The following is a 14,737-nucleotide window of genomic DNA, read 5'->3' on the forward strand; positions in this document are numbered from 1 at the left end:
CCGGCAAACTCCGATCACTGTTCAGTATTAAGAATGCCGCAGGGCGTCACGACAAGAGATAATGAGCCGGATTAAGGTATACCTGTATTGACAATGTGCAATTATGCGATTGTTTCATCTCTTAATTTTGACTCAGGAGCCCTGATGCCTCAGATCCTTCAACTTGTTCAACGACCGGCCTCGCCGGCGGAAGACACCGCACGCGTGGCGGTCCGCGACGTCTACGATCTCGACGAGATCGACCTCGAGAAATTTGCGGGCATCACGGTAGGTGGGGCGTGCGACCAGCGCTTCTTGGCCGCGAGGTCCGACAGGCTTTCGGCATGGGTGCGGGCAGGTGGACGAATGTTAATCAACGGCCATCCACTGCGGGGATTTGTCGAGAAGATGCCCGCGCACCGCAATCTCGATTTTCATACCACCCGGGATCTGTGGCTCACCGCGATGGGGCAACACCCCATCTGGGAAGGTGTGGACCGATGCGATCTGCTCTTCAACACGGGCGTTCCCGGAACCCACACCTTTGCGGATTTGGAACATATCGGGGTGGCGGGCTTCTACGCTCATGCCTATCTGGTGGACCTCCCCGAGGATGCGACGGTTATCACGGGGATCGGGCAGGGCTGCCTTCCGGTGGACGTCGCATATCCGCTCGGACTCGGTGAGGTCCTCATGCATCTGGGCAATGACATGAGTGCATTCACCCGCCCGGGCACCTCCGCCGCCGACTTTGGCGCGCGGACACTTGCCTACTTAGAGGGCGCCGTAGCGCTGCAGGAAGTGGCGTAATGAACCGGGTTGCCTTCATTCATACCGGCAGTTTCTTTCACCTTGCTGACCTGTTAGATCCGGCCATCCGCGCCACGGACCTGCGGGATGTCTATGCCCCCGAGCTGCAGCCGGGTGATCTTGACGGGTTCGACGCGGTCTACGTCGGGGCCAGACTGCACCCGGGTGTGCTTGCGCGCATCGCACCGATCCTCGTGGACTTCTTAGAGACGCCCGGGGCACGGATGTATATCGACGGGGAAAACTCGGTTGGCGACTGGCTGCCGGGTACGACCGAGACGTTGCGTGGCACGAACTTCTGGGCCTGGAGGATCGGCGAGGACGTTGGGCGCCGCTCCGTGAACTTGGACCATCCATTCTGGGACGGTCTCGCCGAAGATGCGGTGCACTGGCACTACCACGGGGTGCTGACCCACCCCGAAACGGCGGTTCCGCTGGTTCGGCTCGAGGCCCTTGCGGAGCATGAACAGACGTCAGACCCGACGGATCCGTGGTCCAACGCATACCGGGCCATCCCCGGACACACCAATACGCTGATGTACTTTGATGCCGGAACATTTCCCGCCGAGGTCGTGGTGAGCACCATGGATGCTTCATTCCACCACGGGTCGGGTTTTATGCCCGGCGCGACGCAGTTGATGTACAGGATGATCCACTGGCTGCGCGGTGCGCAGGATCAGCGGCGGGTATGTGACCATAAAGAACTCATCGCAACAACGGGTTCTTAGGCAGCGCTGCCCTAGGGTCGAGTCACCCTCCCCACCGCGTATAAAGATGGTGATGGTGGTTGAGATAGGCGGATCGGCGTAGAAAGGAGCCGCGAACCCTTAGCCGTTATGCCTCATTACGGCGGCCGCTAGGAGACGCGCGAGCAAACAAAATTTTCACGCCATCTCCCGTGAGTTGCTCGCAATAGGCCCCACGACCAGCCAGGGCCATCACCAGCGCAATCGTGGGGCCGCTGACCAATGGACCTTCACCCACGGCAAATGACCCGTCGGTGGCCTCGAGCCGCAACCCGGCACCGGCGCTCTTGCTCGGAACCGTGAAGTCGCCCTTGACCAGAAAATGGGCGACAGCCGTAGCGGCATCGACGTTGCTCCGGTGTTTGATCCCCAGCGGATGGCGGATATCTTGAGCATGGATGAGTACTTCACCTACCCAGGCTTCGATCGGGCCAAACGTCGAGGTGGTGCTGGTTTGGATCGTACGAAACCGTGTCAAGGTATCGGCCGGTGTTGCACCACGGTGTTCGGCCAGCCGTCGATCGTTGTGCAGGTCGAAATCGAACTTGGCACCCACGACGCTGACGACCCACCGCGCCGGACCAATGCTTGCCGCTGCGGTCAGGTGCGCCACGACGTCTTCCACACTCCAGCGTCCGCAGAGCGAACCCATTGCCCACTGTTCAACCTCGAGGTCGGCAAGATCCCGGGCTAGAGCTGAGCGCTCGGCGTGAGCCCAGGACCAGAGCTGGTTCCGTGAGATCTTCTGGGACATGGTTTCTCCGAACAGGGGCAACAGGTATGGTCAAGGAGTCTAGCAAGCCGCTGGGTCTGCCCACCGGCGGCTTCGCGGAGGCAGGTTTCGATACGTCCGTCCTCGCACTGGGAGTTCCCGAATACCCCGAGGTGCTCAAGGCTAGGGCCGGGCGTGTGGCCATGGTGCGCGAATTTCTGGCCGGCCTCGAACCCGACAAGTTGGGGGAAGCGACGCGGAACCCGTGGAACCCGGACCGCAGTGAGAGCACGCTGTCCTGCCTGCACGTGATCCTGTCCGAGGAGTGGGAACATCTCCGTTTTGCCGTGCGCGACCTTGACGCCCTCGAAAAACGCGTTTGACGCGTGATACAAAAAACGGGCGGGGCCCCTGACCGATAACTCGGTAAAAGGCCCCGCCCGTCCCGGTAACCCAATGGGGCCACCGGCATGATGCTTCTAGTCCGTGCCCGAATCGAAGGCAGCACGCTCCAGGGCGCGATCGGAAGCCAGATCATCGGCATCAACGGCCTCGGCATCAACGATCGCTGACGCGCCGCCGTTTTCGAGTTCGCCGACGAGCTTCACGGTCTTCTCGCCGAGCAGGCCCTGAGCAGCGTACTGCTCCAGACGTGAGCGGGAATCGGCGATGTCCAGGTTGCGCATGGTCAGCTGACCAATGCGATCCAACGGGCCAAAGGCGGAGTCGCCAACGCGCTCCATCGACAGCTTGTCGGGGTGGTAGCTGAGGTTCGGTCCCACGGTGTCGAGCACGGTGTAGTCCTCGCCGCGGCGCAAGCGCACGGTCACGGTACCGGTGACGGCCGATCCAACCCAGCGCTGCAGGGACTCGCGCAGCATCAATGCCTGCGGGTCCAACCAGCGGCCCTCGTACATCAGGCGACCCAGACGGCGGCCTTCTGCATGGTAGTTGGCCACGGTGTCTTCGTTGTGGATGGCGTTAAGCAAACGCTCGTAGGTGATGTGCAACAGGGCCATGGCCGGGGCTTCATAGATGCCGCGAGACTTCGCCTCGATGATGCGGTTCTCAATCTGGTCACTCATGCCCAGACCATGACGGCCACCAATCTTGTTGGCTTCGTCAACCAGGGCCACGGCGTCGGTGAAGACAACACCATTGATGGCGACCGGACGGCCGGCCTCAAAGGTGACCGAAACGTCTTCGGTCTTAACCTCAACCGAATCATCCCAGTAGCGAACGCCCATGATCGGTTCAACCGATTCCAGGGAGGTGTTCAGCAGCTCGAGGGTCTTGGCCTCGTGGGTGGCGCCCCAGATGTTGGCGTCGGTGGAGTAAGCCTTTTCGGCCGAGTCACGGTACGGGAAGTCGCGTGCGGTCAGCCATTCGCTCATCTCCGAGCGTCCCCCCAATTCCTGGACGAAAGCCGGGTCCAGCCACGGCTTGTAGATGCGCAGCTTCGGGTTTGAGAGCAGACCGTAGCGGTAGAACCGCTCGATGTCATTACCCTTGTAGGTCGAACCGTCGCCCCACACATCCACGCCGTCTTCACGCATGGCACGCACCAGCAGGGTGCCGGTGACGGCGCGACCCAATGGTGTGGTGTTGAAGTAGGTCTTGCCGCCGGAGCGGATGTGGAAGGCGCCACAGGCCAGAGCCACGAGGCCCTCTTCGACCAGGGCAGGCTTGCAATCAACCAGGCGAGCGGCTTCGGCTCCGTATTCCAGGGCGCGGCCCGGGACTGCATCAATATTCGGTTCATCGTACTGGCCAAGGTCGCCGGTGTACGTGTAAGGGATGGCACCCTTTTCACGCATCCAGGCAACAGCAACGGACGTATCAAGGCCACCGGAGAACGCGATACCTACGCGTTCGCCAACGGGCAGGGAGGTGAGGACTTTAGACATGTTCCCCATCCTATAGCGTGTTTGGGAGTTTCCGAGGAATAATGACAAGACTGCCGGACGACATACAACGTCCCGAAAGGCAGGTCATACTTGGTTTTTTCGGACACGTGGTTGCTGATCCGTGTAAGCGAAGCCTCCGCGGGTAGTAGCGGATGCATAATTATTTGAAGGGATGAATCCTTATGAGCACTGTGGAGTATCGCCGTTTGGGCAATTCGGGGCTCGTGGTTTCGGCCGTCGGGCTTGGCTGCAACAACCTGGGCCGTGCCGGCACCGCAACCGAGGACCAAGCCGGAACCGACGCCGTCATCAACGCCGCACTTGAGTCGGGAATCACATTCTTCGACGTGGCCGACACCTACGGCAAGACACCCGGGCTCTCGGAAACCATGCTCGGCAAGGCGCTGGGAAACCGCCGCGATGAGGTAGTGATCGGCACCAAGTTCGGGATGGATATGGGCGGGGTCAACGGCAACGACTTCGGTGCCCGCGGCTCGCGCCGCTACATCGTCCGCGCCGTGGAGGCCTCGCTGCGCCGGCTGGGCACCGAATACATCGATCTGTACCAATTCCACACACCGGATCCGCTGACCCCGATCTCCGAGACCCTCGCGGCACTTGATGATCTGGTCAGCGCCGGCAAGGTTCGCTACCTGGGGCACTCCAACCGCGCCGGATGGCAGATCGCCGAGGCCGAATTTACCGCCCGCATCTCCGGAGGCGCGCGCTTTGTCTCCACACAGAACCACTACAACCTGCTGGACCGCCGTGCCGAGCTCGAGGTAGCGCCGGCCGCCGAAGCCTTTGAGCTGGGCTTGCTACCCTACTTCCCCCTGGCCAATGGCCTGCTGACCGGCAAATACTCTTCTGGGCAGGCGCCGGAAGGATCCCGACTGACCCACGCCCGGACCCACCTGATGAACACCGCGGACTTCGAGCAACTGCGCACCTTCTCCGACTTCGCCCGTGAACGCGGCTTCACCGAACTGGAGGTCGCCTTCTCCTGGCTCGCCGCCCAACCGGCCGTAGCCAGCGTCATCGCCGGGGCCACCAAGCCGGAACAAATCCGCCAGAACGCCGCCGCGGCCAGCTGGAAGCCCTCCGTCGAGGACCTGAGCGAACTGGACTCGATCTTCCCGCGCGTCCCGAAGATCGCTCTTTTCTAGCCCATGCATCTGCCACGCACCAGAATTTTGCTGGATAACGACACCGGAATCGACGACGCGCTGGCCCTGGCCTATCTCAGCGCCTGCGAGCACGTGGAGATAGTCGCCGTCACCTCCACCGCGGGCAATGTAGATGCGGATCAAGTCGCGGCGAACAACCGGGCGCTGTTGGAGCTGTGCGGGCAACCCCAGGTGCCGGTGCTCATCGGTGCGCGCGCTCCACTGCGCATCAAGCTGGTCACCACCGAGGAAACTCATGGACCCCAGGGAGTTGGCTACGCCATGCTGCCGAACCCCACGCCGGCGCAAGAGTCGGAATCCGGGCAGGACGCCGTCGATTTCTGGATTCGGGAGGCCCGCGCCAACCCGGGGGAGTTGACGGCGCTGCTCAGCGCCCCGCTGACCAACTTCGCCCTAGCTCTGCGCCGCGAACCGCAACTACCGTGGCTCTTGGGCAGGGTGGTGATCATGGGTGGAGCCTTTTATCATCAGGGCAACACCACACCCACGGCGGAGTGGAACACGCACGTGGATCCGCACGCCGCAGCCGAGGTGTATGCCGCCTACAGTGCCGCGGCAGCGGCGGGGCTGGATGCCAACAAGCTGCCGATCGTTTGTTCACTGGATACCACCGAACGCTTCGAAATGGATCCTTCGCTACTCACCGATCTGGCCGCGGCAGCAGGCTGCACCGAACCGGAGATCGTCGATGCGAAAGACCCGGAGGGCACCCGCAGCACGGCCTCGAACCCACTGGTGCGCTACCTCTCCGACGCGCTGCGTTTCTACTTCGAATTTCATCGCGCCTACGATCAGGGCTATATCGCCCACGTGCATGACTATTTTGCCGCGGGAATTGCCGCAGGCACCCTGGAGTACCGTAGCCGCCCGGCCACCATCGATGTTGAAACCGAGTCTCCGCTGTTGTTCGGCACCACCGTCGCAGACTTCCGCTCTCTGTGGGGCAAGGCCGCAAACGCTTCGGTTGTTTCCTGGAATGATCCGCAGGCAGGGTTCCTCGAGCTGGTTCAGCGCATCGGGGCGCTCGCTGCACGGCTAGAAACCAACTAGGGGCACCGTCGGCTAGAATCGATGACCGGACCGAGGTGACATTAGGTCCTGTTCGTATCTTCTGGCTCCACCGGCATCCCCGGCGGTGCCCCGCTCGCCTGCGAGGAATTTCTCTCATGTCACCGAATCTGACCCTGCCCGACATCGCACCCGGCCATCTGCTGCGCCGCCGACTCATGGCCGCCGCGGCCGTGGTCTTGTTGGCCGGCACCTACATCACCCTGGTGCTCACACAGCCAACCGGCCTCACCGATGGGCTGGGAGCAAGCGTCGCGCTGGCCACGTTCGCCGCCTACCTGATCTCCGCTCTTCTGCTGCTGGCAGCGGTGTTGCCGGAGCTCCCCGTCTCCACCCTCACCCTGATCCCGGTCGCGTTGGCACTGAACATTGTGCTGGGCCAATTTGTCGGATCGGTGATGATCCCGCTCTACCTGGACTCACTGGGCACCGTGTTGGTGGGTTTCCTGGCCGGACGCCGAGCGGGAGCCGCCACCGGTGTGCTCGGAACGCTCATCTGGTCGCTGTTTAATCCCACGGTGCTGCCCTTTGCTGCCGGAGCCGCGCTGATCGGATTCCTAGCCGGTTCCGCCGCCCGCTTCGGCGCGCTGCGCCGTCCCTACCTGGCACCCGTGGCGGGTCTCGTCACGGGAGTCTTGGTCGGCGTGCTCTCCGCACCGGTGGCCGCCTTCGTTTTTGGTGGCACCTCGGGTGTGGGTACCGGTGCGGTGGTCGCGGCCTTTAGATCGATGGGTGACTCGCTGCTGGGGGCCGTGACCAAGCAGGCGCTGATTTCCGATCCGGGAGACAAAGCGATCGTCTTCTTACTGGCCGCCCTGCTGGTCTACGCCCTGCCCGGTCGTCTGAGTGCCAGTTTCGCTTTTGTGCGTCGTTACAACGTGCTCGGCCGCCGCACCTCGCGCTAGCGTTCCTCCGATGTCCCGAACCATAGCAGTCCACCCTTTTACCGTGCTTGCCCTTGTCGCAGCCGTCGTGGCGACCACCACGGCGGCTTCCCGATGGTGGCTGAGCAGCGCGGTGCTACTGCTGTGCCTGGGCATCGCGGTATGGGCTGGGCGCGCCCGGCGCCTGGTGGGACTCGGGGCCGCCATCTTGGCTCCGGCGTGGGGATCCCAATTATTAATCCACGGGCTCACCGATGCTACGGGTGCCCACGTACTGCTGGCGGCCGGTCCCATCCGCATCACCGGGCAGGGGTTGGTCACCGCCGCGGAGCTGGGGCTGCGCACCGCCGTTCTGGTGATCGCCGGGCTACTGTGCACGGTACTGATCCAACGGCACGATCTGGTGGCCGCGGTGGATCTCTCCGGAGCACCACCACAGCTGGGGTATCTGCTGGCCGCCACCTTGTTTTTACTGCCGCGACTGGAGCAGCGTCAGCGAGTCATCGGTGAGGCTCAGGCCCTGCGTGGGGCACGGGTGGGACGCGGGCCTCGCGGCTGGTTCAAGCGCCTGGCCCTGCGTTCGGTGCCACTGGTGCTCAGTGCCCTGCAGGATGCCACCGACCGCTCCGCACATCTAGCCGCACGCGGTTTTCCAGCAACCGGTCAGCACACCCGGCTGCGCACCGTTCCGGATTCGGCCAACCAGCGACGTCTGCGCATTGCGTGCCTATGTGCCGTGGTGCTGGGCCCACTGGCGGTGCTGGCACCGAGCTGGGGATGGTTTTCATGAGCGCCAATAAGCCCACCGTACTCACCCTGCAGCTCGAGCAATTCCGCTACTCGGGATCCACCAGCAATACCCTGAACGCCATGAGCCTCGCGCTGAGCGAAGGATCACTCACGGTAATTGTGGGGGACTCCGGGTCCGGCAAGTCCACCCTCGGGGCTATCCTGGCCGGGATGTTGCCGCGCCATGAGGGCGACCAGCTTGAGGCGACGCTGCGGCTGGCCGGACAACAAATTAGTCATGGTGGCGACAGTGCTGTGCGCATTGATCCGGTGGGCTGGGCCCGAGCCGTCGGGATGCTGCCGCAAGACGCGCGCCACTACCTCTCCGGGGTACGCGAAACCGTGGCAGAGGAACTGGCCCTGGGGATGGAAAATGCCGGGGTACCGCGTCAGCAGATGCACGAGCGGATCACCGAGCTGGCCGATCGACTGGAGTTGGGCTACCTGCTGGCGCGTGATCCGGGCACACTTTCCGGCGGTCAGGAACGTCTGGTGGCATTGGCAGCGCTGGCGCTCGATGCCCCACCGGTGTTAGTTCTTGACGAGCCACTGGCCGGACTTGATACCCAGGCAGCTCAGATGGTGATGGAATTGCTGGGGCGCCTACGTGCCGCCGGAACCGCACTGGTGCTGTTGGCTCGTGCCCTTGATTCCCTGGCGGCGGATGCACAGCAGATACTTTTCCTGCGTGGGGGCGCTCTGCATAACTCCACCGCGTCAGCCCCAGCGAGTCTGAAACCTGTCGCACCGGCACAGCGTCCCATAACGCGAAAATCTCCGGAGCTACTTCTGGATTGTGCCGATGTGGCGCTGGCCTACCCGGGCTGCCCCGACGTCGTGGTCAGTGGGCTTGAACTGCAGCTTCGGGCAGGGGAGTGTGTGGCGCTGACCGGCCCGAACGGATCCGGGAAGACCACGGTACTCAAGGCGGCCGCCGGCCTGCTGGCACCGAGTTCGGGACGGATCGGTGGGGCTGCGGTGCGTTCAAAGGGCGTGGGACTGCTCCTGCAAAATCCGTCCGACCAGCTCTTTGAGCGCACGGTGGGTCGTGAGGTCGGTTTTGGTTTGCGTCGGCGTGGGGCAGAAATTTCCCGGATCCCGAGTGTGCTGGCGACCCTGGGGCTGAGCGAATACCTCGACACTCACCCCTATGAGCTGTCGGCCTCGGTGCGCCGATTGGTGGCCTTGGCCACGGTATTGGTGCACGAACCGGCGGTACTACTGCTGGATGAACCGAGTGAAGCCCTTGACGCTCACGGGTTGGCTCGATTGCTCACCGTCATCACCGCGGTGGTGGATCGAGGCGGGGCGGTGCTTCTGACCACTCACGACGAGGCCTTTCTGGCGGCGTGTGCCCACCGCGTGCACCGGATGAGACCGGCACTCAGAGCCTCACGGGCTACCATCGCGCACGCGGGTCACCGGGGCCACCGGTAGAGTGTGATCATTTGGGGGCAGGGTCACCACCACGACGGAGAGTACTGTGCACACGGATTTTGAACGCTGGGAAGTACTCGTCAAGGACCAACAACGCATCGGCGTGCGATACCAACTGCTGAGTGCCCATGTGCTCTTGACCCGGCTGCTCATCGATGCAGATCCCGAGCCATACCGCGCTGAGTCGCGCATCCGCATGGATCCGGACACCGATAACTGGGAGGTCAACGCGTTCCGGAATCAGTTGATGGAGCATACCAGCATCTCGCACCGCGAGTCGGGCCGCTTCCCCACCAAATCAATGCCGAGTTTCGGCGAGATCCTGATGCTGAAGCTGGCCCTGGAAACACCCGATGAGCCCCTGACGTATTGGCACCTGGATGAGCTGTTGATGAACACGTCCGTTGCGGATTCCACGGCGCATGCCGAACCCAATGCCATGGTGCGCAGGGTGGGTGAAGTCCAGGACCTGAGTATTCCGCAGAGTGCTGCCCTGCGTGCCCAACGTTTTGAGGCCTGGGTGGATGGAGAACTGAAGGTAACCCACTGGGTGGACGCGGCAAACGATGTGGTGTGTGCCAGCTGGGGTGAGGACGTCACCGCGTACCGGGTACCTGGCACGCCCACCGAGGCCGGCTGGTTATCACTGGCCGGACTCGATGAGAGCACCGTTGAATTTATGGCCCGCGGGTTTGACGCCTGAACCTAAATGAAGATCAGGACGTTCTGGCCCTGAATCTCAGCGGCGAAGCGTTCGAGGGCCCCCCTGGCCGGACCCGCTGTGGCCTTGCCATCGGTGGCGTCGAACGCCGAGCCATGGCAGGCACAATAAAAGCCCTCGCCACTGGGGGCCTTGGTCCCCACCGCGCATCCCTGATGCGTGCAAATGGCCGTGTACGCCAGCACGGATTTTTCGCTGGGGCGGAAGAGTAAGTAGCCGGATTCTTTTCCGGCGGTATCGCCCTGGGTGGCAATCGCCGAAACAGCCAAGCGGGTGCCCACGGACAATTCAGCGGTGGTGGCAACAACTACTCCCTCGCCGACCGGGACCGGGGGAGCCGAAGGAGTATTGTTCGGCGCGGCGGAAGAACCGTCACCGCAGGCCGCTAGGGCCAGGGTGGCGCCTGCCGCCATGGTTCCGCCGACAAAGGCGCGACGGGTGCTGGGGGAAGAAAACGAGCTCATGACCACTATCTTCCCACGTTAGGCCGGCGCCACGGTGAAAGCGCGTGGTTCCTAGAGGTAGATCTTGACCTGATCGCCCTGGATCACGGCAGCAAAGCGAGTCAGTGCCTTGGGAGCTGGCCCCTGGGTTACCGAGCCGTCGAGCTTTGAATATTCCGAGCCGTGGCAGGGACATTTGAAGGTGGTGCCGCTGCCTGTGCCCACCTTGCAGCCCTGATGGGTGCAGACCGAAGTGTAGGCCAGCACCGTGGTCTCATCGGGGCGATACAGTAGGTAGCCGGCACCCCCGATGCTGACCGAAGCGGTACCCGACACGGGCAACTTCGCCACGGCGATCGCATCGGTAGCATTTCCCGTGGCTTCGGGAGATTTTGCTGCCTCTTCTCCGGAACCGCATGACACCAACGTGACGGCCGCGCCGGCCACGAGGGAGGCGCCTAAAATTCCTCTGCGGGTGGGCAGCAGCGTGATGGATTGTTTCATATCCACAGTGTCACTCAGAATGAGGGAAGCGTCGGTGGGCTACCAGACTTTTTTGCGTGGTTACGCACGCCGCATACAGCTGGCCGCGGCCCACGGACTGAGCCCGTGGGCCGCGGCCAGCTGTATGTTTATAGAGCGGAGAACTTAGCCCTGGTGGAACGTTTTTCCGTTGGCCCGAACCGAGGCACCGACCTGATCAAGGTACGGAGTAATGCCGCCCAGATGCATGGGCCATCCTGCCCCCATGATCATGCACAAATCGATGTCCTCCGGACCAGCAACCACGCCCTCGTTGAGCATCAACCCAATTTCTTGGGCCAAGGCATCCTGCGTACGAACCAATAGTTCCTCCGCCGTACTCGGCGTGTTGCCGAACTCCAGCAGCTCCAGTGTCGAGGCGGGGATTTCTACCGTCCCGTCGGCGGCCGGGACCCAGAGTGAGGTGATGGAGTTCTTGATCAGCGTCTGCTGGTTCGACGAGACGTGGAAGCGCTCGCCGAAAGCAGCATGCAGCGACTCCGAGACGTGGTTGGCCACCGGAATTCCGACCATGGCCAATAACGTGAACGGACTCATCGGCAAACCCATGGGGCGCAGGGCTCCATCGGCCGTCGCGGCGTCGGTGCCATCATCAAAGGCCTTGGCAATCTCACCCATCAGGCGCAGCAGGATGCGATTGACCACAAATGCCGCATTGTCCTTAACCAAAACACTGGTTTTACGAAGTGCCGCGCCCAACGCGAAGGCCGTTGCCAGGGCCACATCATTGGTTTTTTCGGCACGGACAATCTCCAACAGTGGCATCTGGGCCACCGGGTTGAAGAAGTGGAAGCCCACCAACCGCTCGGGGTGGGCCAAATCGCGACCCATCTCGGTGACCGAGAGGGAAGAAGTATTGGTTGCCAGGATGCAGTCGGCGGAGACAACAGCCTCGACCTCGGCAAATACCTGCTTCTTGACCGACAACTCCTCAAAAACTGCCTCGATGACAAAATCGGCATCGGCAAAGGCTGCCTTGGATACCGAACCTGTCACCAGGGCCTTGGTGCGGTTGGCGGCGTCCGGGGAAATTCGCCCCTTGGCCAACTGCTTGTTGATCTCGCCATGAATGTAGTCAAGGCCCTTCTCTACGCGGGCCGCGTCAACGTCGGTGATGACCACCGGCACCTTCAGACTCTTGGCGAAAATCAGCGCCAGCTGCCCGGCCATCAGCCCGGCACCAACAACACCCACCTTGCTCACGGGACGAGCCAACTTCTTATCCGGTGCTCCGGCCGGGCGCTTGGAGCGCTTCTGGACCAGGTCCAGGAAGGCGTAGACGGTGTTATGGAACGCGTGGGTCTGCATCAATTCGGTCAGGGCGGCGATTTCCAGTGCCGCAGATTCCGTCTGGGTGATGGATGCCCCGGCTTCGAAGACATCGAGCACCTTGGCTGGCGCCGGTGCGGCATTGGAAGTCTTGGACTCCACGAAGGCTCGCGCCTTGGCCGCGGCCGCGGCCCAACGCGCGGTGATCTCCGGGTTGCCGTTGGGTTCCACGGCGTTGGGGCGCTGCACCGTTATCTCGCCGGTGAGTACAGCATCTGCCCAGAGCAGTGATTGCTCCAGGAAATCTGCGGATTCAAACAATGTGTCGGCGATGCCCAGCTTGGCGGCAGTTACACCGTTAAGCGAGCGGTTATTGTTCAGCGGGTTTTCGATCATGACCGTCATGGCTGCCTCGGGTCCGATCAGGCGCGGCAGTCGGTAGACTCCGCCCCAGCCCGGGACCAACCCGATGAAGGCCTCGGGCAGGCCGATGCCGTTGGCTCCACTGGAGACGGTGCGGTAGGTGCAGGCCAGAGCAATTTCCAGGCCACCGCCGAGGGCCACACCATTGATGAGGGCGAAGGTGGGGACCCCGAGGTCGGCCAACAGATCGTAGGCACTGTGACCTAGAGAAGCCATGGCGGCACCGTTTTGCGGTGAGGCCAGGGATTTGACGCCATTCAAATCCGCGCCGGCGACCAGGTAGTGGGGTTTACCGGTGAGCGCCAGTGCCTGGATTTCCCCTGCTGCCGCGCGCTTTTTTTGCTCGGTAAGTTTCGCGTGCAGTTCCAGCAGGGTATTCGGGCCCAGCGTGGTGGGCTTGGAATGGTCAAAACCGTTATCGAGGGTCAGCAGCGCGATCGTGGCACCGCTGGGTAGTTGCACATCCTCGATCAGCGAGTGCGTGATGATCTCGTCCGGGACCATCGCGGCCAGGGAAGCGAAGTTTTCTTTGGTGCTGGAGCTCATGGCCTTAGGCATCCTTTCCGAAGTCTGCGTGGTGCGGGTTTTCCCACACCACGGTGCCGCCCATGCCCAAGCCGATGCACATGGTGGTTAGTCCGTAGCGGACGGTGGGGTCCTGCTCAAATTGGCGAGCCAGCTGGTTCATTAGGCGGACGCCCGAGGAGGCCAGCGGGTGCCCCACGGCGATGGCGCCGCCGTAACGGTTCACTCTCTCATCGGTGTCCTTGATCCCGTAGTGGTCAAGGAAGGAGAGTACCTGCACGGCGAAGGCCTCGTTGATTTCAAAGAGTCCGATGTCCTCGATACTCAGTCCGGCCTGAGCCAGTGCCTTTTCGGTGGCGGGGACCGGGCCGATGCCCATGACCGAGGGATCAACCCCGGCAAAGGCGTAGGAGACGAGGCGCATTTTGACCTTCAGCCCCAGTTCTTCGGCAGCCTGCGCGCTGGCCAGTACCGCCGCGGTGGCGCCGTCGTTCAGGCCGGCCGCGTTGCCGGCGGTGACTCGACCGTGAGCGCGGAAGGGAGTGCGCAATTCGGCGAGTGAGTGAAGTGTGGTGCCCGGTCGTGGTGGCTCATCGGTGGTGTGCAGCTTAAATCCCTCGCCGGGACGTTGGGCTGCCACCGGGACCATGTCCGGTTGGATATTCCCTGCCGCATAGGCGGCTGCCAGCTTGGTTTGGGAGGCCACCGCGTAGGCGTCGGCGCGTTGTTTGGTGATGGCGGGGAAGCGATCGTGCAGATTTTCGGCGGTATTGCCCATGTTCAGGGCCGCCGGATCAACGATGCGTTCGGAAAGGAAACGCGGATTCGGGTCGGCACCGGCGCCCATCGGGTGGTTGCCCATGTGCTCAACACCGCCGGCGATGACCACGTCGTAGGCCCCAAAGGCAATGGAACCGGCGGTGGAGGTCACGGCCGTCATGGCGCCGGCGCACATCCTATCGATGGCGAAGCCCGGGACGGATTGCGGCAGACCGGCCAGCAGTGCTGCCGTGCGTCCGATGGTCAGGCCCTGATCACCGGTCTGTGTGGTGGCGGCGATCGCCACCTCATCGATCCGCTCCGCGGGGAGCGAGGGGTTGCGGCGCATCAGTTCACGGATGCATTTGACCACGAGGTCATCGGCGCGGGTGCCGTGGTAAATACCCTTGTCTCCGGCCTTGCCGAAGGGGGTGCGGACGCCGTCGACGAAGACGACGTCGCGGACAGGCCGCGGATTGCGAGTGTTCACTGACTGGGGGCTCACCGGTACTCCTTGAATGGATGATGGAATGTG

General features: G+C 62.8%; 15 protein-coding genes. 9 read left to right on the forward strand and 6 right to left on the reverse strand.

The features are described 5' to 3' along the window. Nucleotides 1-144 precede the first annotated feature (144 nt). Together KUF55_RS06950 and KUF55_RS06955 are read left to right on the forward strand one after the other, a co-directional pair. Nucleotides 145-789 carry a hypothetical protein gene (locus KUF55_RS06950; protein WP_218818404.1) on the forward strand — a complete coding sequence of 215 codons (645 nt, stop codon included), beginning with the start codon at nucleotides 145-147 and terminating at the stop codon, nucleotides 787-789. After that, complete coding sequence (locus KUF55_RS06955; RefSeq protein WP_218818405.1) at nucleotides 789-1,517, forward strand: hypothetical protein; 729 nt, start codon at nucleotides 789-791, stop codon at nucleotides 1,515-1,517. Before KUF55_RS06950 ends, KUF55_RS06955 begins: the two co-directional genes overlap by 1 nt. A 106-nt stretch (nucleotides 1,518-1,623) precedes the next feature. Here the strand turns inward: KUF55_RS06955 and KUF55_RS06960 are convergent, their stop codons facing one another. Continuing rightward, complete coding sequence (locus tag KUF55_RS06960; RefSeq protein WP_218818406.1) at nucleotides 1,624-2,289, reverse strand: maleylpyruvate isomerase family mycothiol-dependent enzyme; 666 nt, start codon at nucleotides 2,287-2,289, stop codon at nucleotides 1,624-1,626. Nucleotides 2,290-2,315: 26 nt separating this feature from the next. Here KUF55_RS06960 and KUF55_RS06965 point away from each other — a divergent pair, with 26 nt between their 5' ends. Next, complete coding sequence (locus KUF55_RS06965; protein WP_218818407.1) at nucleotides 2,316-2,630, forward strand: DinB family protein; 315 nt, start codon at nucleotides 2,316-2,318, stop codon at nucleotides 2,628-2,630. Between the two features lie 96 nt (nucleotides 2,631-2,726). On the opposite strand, the gene argG is transcribed toward KUF55_RS06965, so the two are convergent. Beyond that, on the reverse strand, nucleotides 2,727-4,154 hold the full coding sequence (argG, locus tag KUF55_RS06970; RefSeq protein ID WP_132364917.1) for an argininosuccinate synthase: 1,428 nt from the start codon (nucleotides 4,152-4,154) through the stop codon (nucleotides 2,727-2,729). Between the two features lie 182 nt (nucleotides 4,155-4,336). On the opposite strand from argG, the gene KUF55_RS06975 reads away from it, so the two are divergent. From KUF55_RS06975 to KUF55_RS07000, 6 genes are all read left to right on the forward strand, one after another. Beyond that, complete coding sequence (locus KUF55_RS06975; protein WP_218818408.1) at nucleotides 4,337-5,320, forward strand: aldo/keto reductase; 984 nt, start codon at nucleotides 4,337-4,339, stop codon at nucleotides 5,318-5,320. A 3-nt stretch (nucleotides 5,321-5,323) separates the two neighbouring features. After that, nucleotides 5,324-6,391 carry a nucleoside hydrolase gene (locus tag KUF55_RS06980; protein WP_218818409.1) on the forward strand — a complete coding sequence of 356 codons (1,068 nt, stop codon included), beginning with the start codon at nucleotides 5,324-5,326 and terminating at the stop codon, nucleotides 6,389-6,391. A gap of 116 nt (nucleotides 6,392-6,507) precedes the next feature. Further along, nucleotides 6,508-7,314, forward strand: a complete 807-nt coding sequence (locus KUF55_RS06985) for an ECF transporter S component (RefSeq protein WP_132364920.1) — start codon at nucleotides 6,508-6,510, stop codon at nucleotides 7,312-7,314. A gap of 43 nt (nucleotides 7,315-7,357) precedes the next feature. Continuing rightward, a complete protein-coding gene (locus KUF55_RS06990; RefSeq protein WP_255557363.1) occupies nucleotides 7,358-8,083 on the forward strand; it encodes an energy-coupling factor transporter transmembrane protein EcfT in 726 nt (241 codons plus the stop codon). Beyond that, the gene (locus KUF55_RS06995) at nucleotides 8,080-9,519 is read left to right on the forward strand and encodes an ATP-binding cassette domain-containing protein (protein WP_218818411.1); all 1,440 of its coding nucleotides are present in this window, start codon (nucleotides 8,080-8,082) and stop codon (nucleotides 9,517-9,519) included. The genes KUF55_RS06990 and KUF55_RS06995 overlap by 4 nt, the downstream gene beginning before the upstream one ends. A gap of 46 nt (nucleotides 9,520-9,565) precedes the next feature. Continuing rightward, nucleotides 9,566-10,222 carry a hypothetical protein gene (locus tag KUF55_RS07000; protein ID WP_218818412.1) on the forward strand — a complete coding sequence of 219 codons (657 nt, stop codon included), beginning with the start codon at nucleotides 9,566-9,568 and terminating at the stop codon, nucleotides 10,220-10,222. A 2-nt stretch (nucleotides 10,223-10,224) separates the two neighbouring features. On the opposite strand, the gene KUF55_RS07005 is transcribed toward KUF55_RS07000, so the two are convergent. From KUF55_RS07005 to KUF55_RS07020, 4 genes are all read right to left on the reverse strand, one after another. Further along, nucleotides 10,225-10,704 carry a Rieske (2Fe-2S) protein gene (locus KUF55_RS07005; RefSeq protein ID WP_218818413.1) on the reverse strand — a complete coding sequence of 160 codons (480 nt, stop codon included), beginning with the start codon at nucleotides 10,702-10,704 and terminating at the stop codon, nucleotides 10,225-10,227. A gap of 51 nt (nucleotides 10,705-10,755) precedes the next feature. Then, nucleotides 10,756-11,187, reverse strand: coding sequence for a Rieske (2Fe-2S) protein (locus tag KUF55_RS07010; protein ID WP_132364925.1), 432 nt, complete (start codon nucleotides 11,185-11,187; stop codon nucleotides 10,756-10,758). A 144-nt stretch (nucleotides 11,188-11,331) separates the two neighbouring features. Further along, nucleotides 11,332-13,464, reverse strand: a complete 2,133-nt coding sequence (locus tag KUF55_RS07015) for a 3-hydroxyacyl-CoA dehydrogenase NAD-binding domain-containing protein (protein ID WP_218818414.1) — start codon at nucleotides 13,462-13,464, stop codon at nucleotides 11,332-11,334. Nucleotides 13,465-13,468: 4 nt separating this feature from the next. Further along, nucleotides 13,469-14,707, reverse strand: coding sequence for an acetyl-CoA C-acyltransferase (locus KUF55_RS07020; RefSeq protein ID WP_218818415.1), 1,239 nt, complete (start codon nucleotides 14,705-14,707; stop codon nucleotides 13,469-13,471). Nucleotides 14,708-14,737: the final 30 nt, after the last annotated feature.

This window comes from Paeniglutamicibacter sp. Y32M11 (genome assembly GCF_019285735.1).
In the GTDB taxonomy this organism is placed as follows: Bacteria; Actinomycetota; Actinomycetes; order Actinomycetales; family Micrococcaceae; genus Paeniglutamicibacter.

What these genes read in the sequence shown, in the direction of transcription:
- KUF55_RS07005 (WP_218818413.1), bottom strand. Translation starts at nt 10,704, where the DNA reads ATGAGCTCGTTTTCTTCCCCCAGCACCCGTCGCGCCTTTGTCGGCGGA.
- KUF55_RS06985 (WP_132364920.1), top strand. Translation starts at nt 6,508, where the DNA reads ATGTCACCGAATCTGACCCTGCCCGACATCGCACCCGGCCATCTGCTG.
- KUF55_RS06965 (WP_218818407.1), top strand. Translation starts at nt 2,316, where the DNA reads ATGGTCAAGGAGTCTAGCAAGCCGCTGGGTCTGCCCACCGGCGGCTTC.
- KUF55_RS07015 (WP_218818414.1), bottom strand. Translation starts at nt 13,464, where the DNA reads ATGAGCTCCAGCACCAAAGAAAACTTCGCTTCCCTGGCCGCGATGGTC.
- KUF55_RS06960 (WP_218818406.1), bottom strand. Translation starts at nt 2,289, where the DNA reads ATGTCCCAGAAGATCTCACGGAACCAGCTCTGGTCCTGGGCTCACGCC.
- KUF55_RS06980 (WP_218818409.1), top strand. Translation starts at nt 5,324, where the DNA reads ATGCATCTGCCACGCACCAGAATTTTGCTGGATAACGACACCGGAATC.
- KUF55_RS06950 (WP_218818404.1), top strand. Translation starts at nt 145, where the DNA reads ATGCCTCAGATCCTTCAACTTGTTCAACGACCGGCCTCGCCGGCGGAA.
- KUF55_RS06955 (WP_218818405.1), top strand. Translation starts at nt 789, where the DNA reads ATGAACCGGGTTGCCTTCATTCATACCGGCAGTTTCTTTCACCTTGCT.
- argG (WP_132364917.1), bottom strand. Translation starts at nt 4,154, where the DNA reads ATGTCTAAAGTCCTCACCTCCCTGCCCGTTGGCGAACGCGTAGGTATC.
- KUF55_RS07010 (WP_132364925.1), bottom strand. Translation starts at nt 11,187, where the DNA reads ATGAAACAATCCATCACGCTGCTGCCCACCCGCAGAGGAATTTTAGGC.
- KUF55_RS06975 (WP_218818408.1), top strand. Translation starts at nt 4,337, where the DNA reads ATGAGCACTGTGGAGTATCGCCGTTTGGGCAATTCGGGGCTCGTGGTT.
- KUF55_RS06995 (WP_218818411.1), top strand. Translation starts at nt 8,080, where the DNA reads ATGAGCGCCAATAAGCCCACCGTACTCACCCTGCAGCTCGAGCAATTC.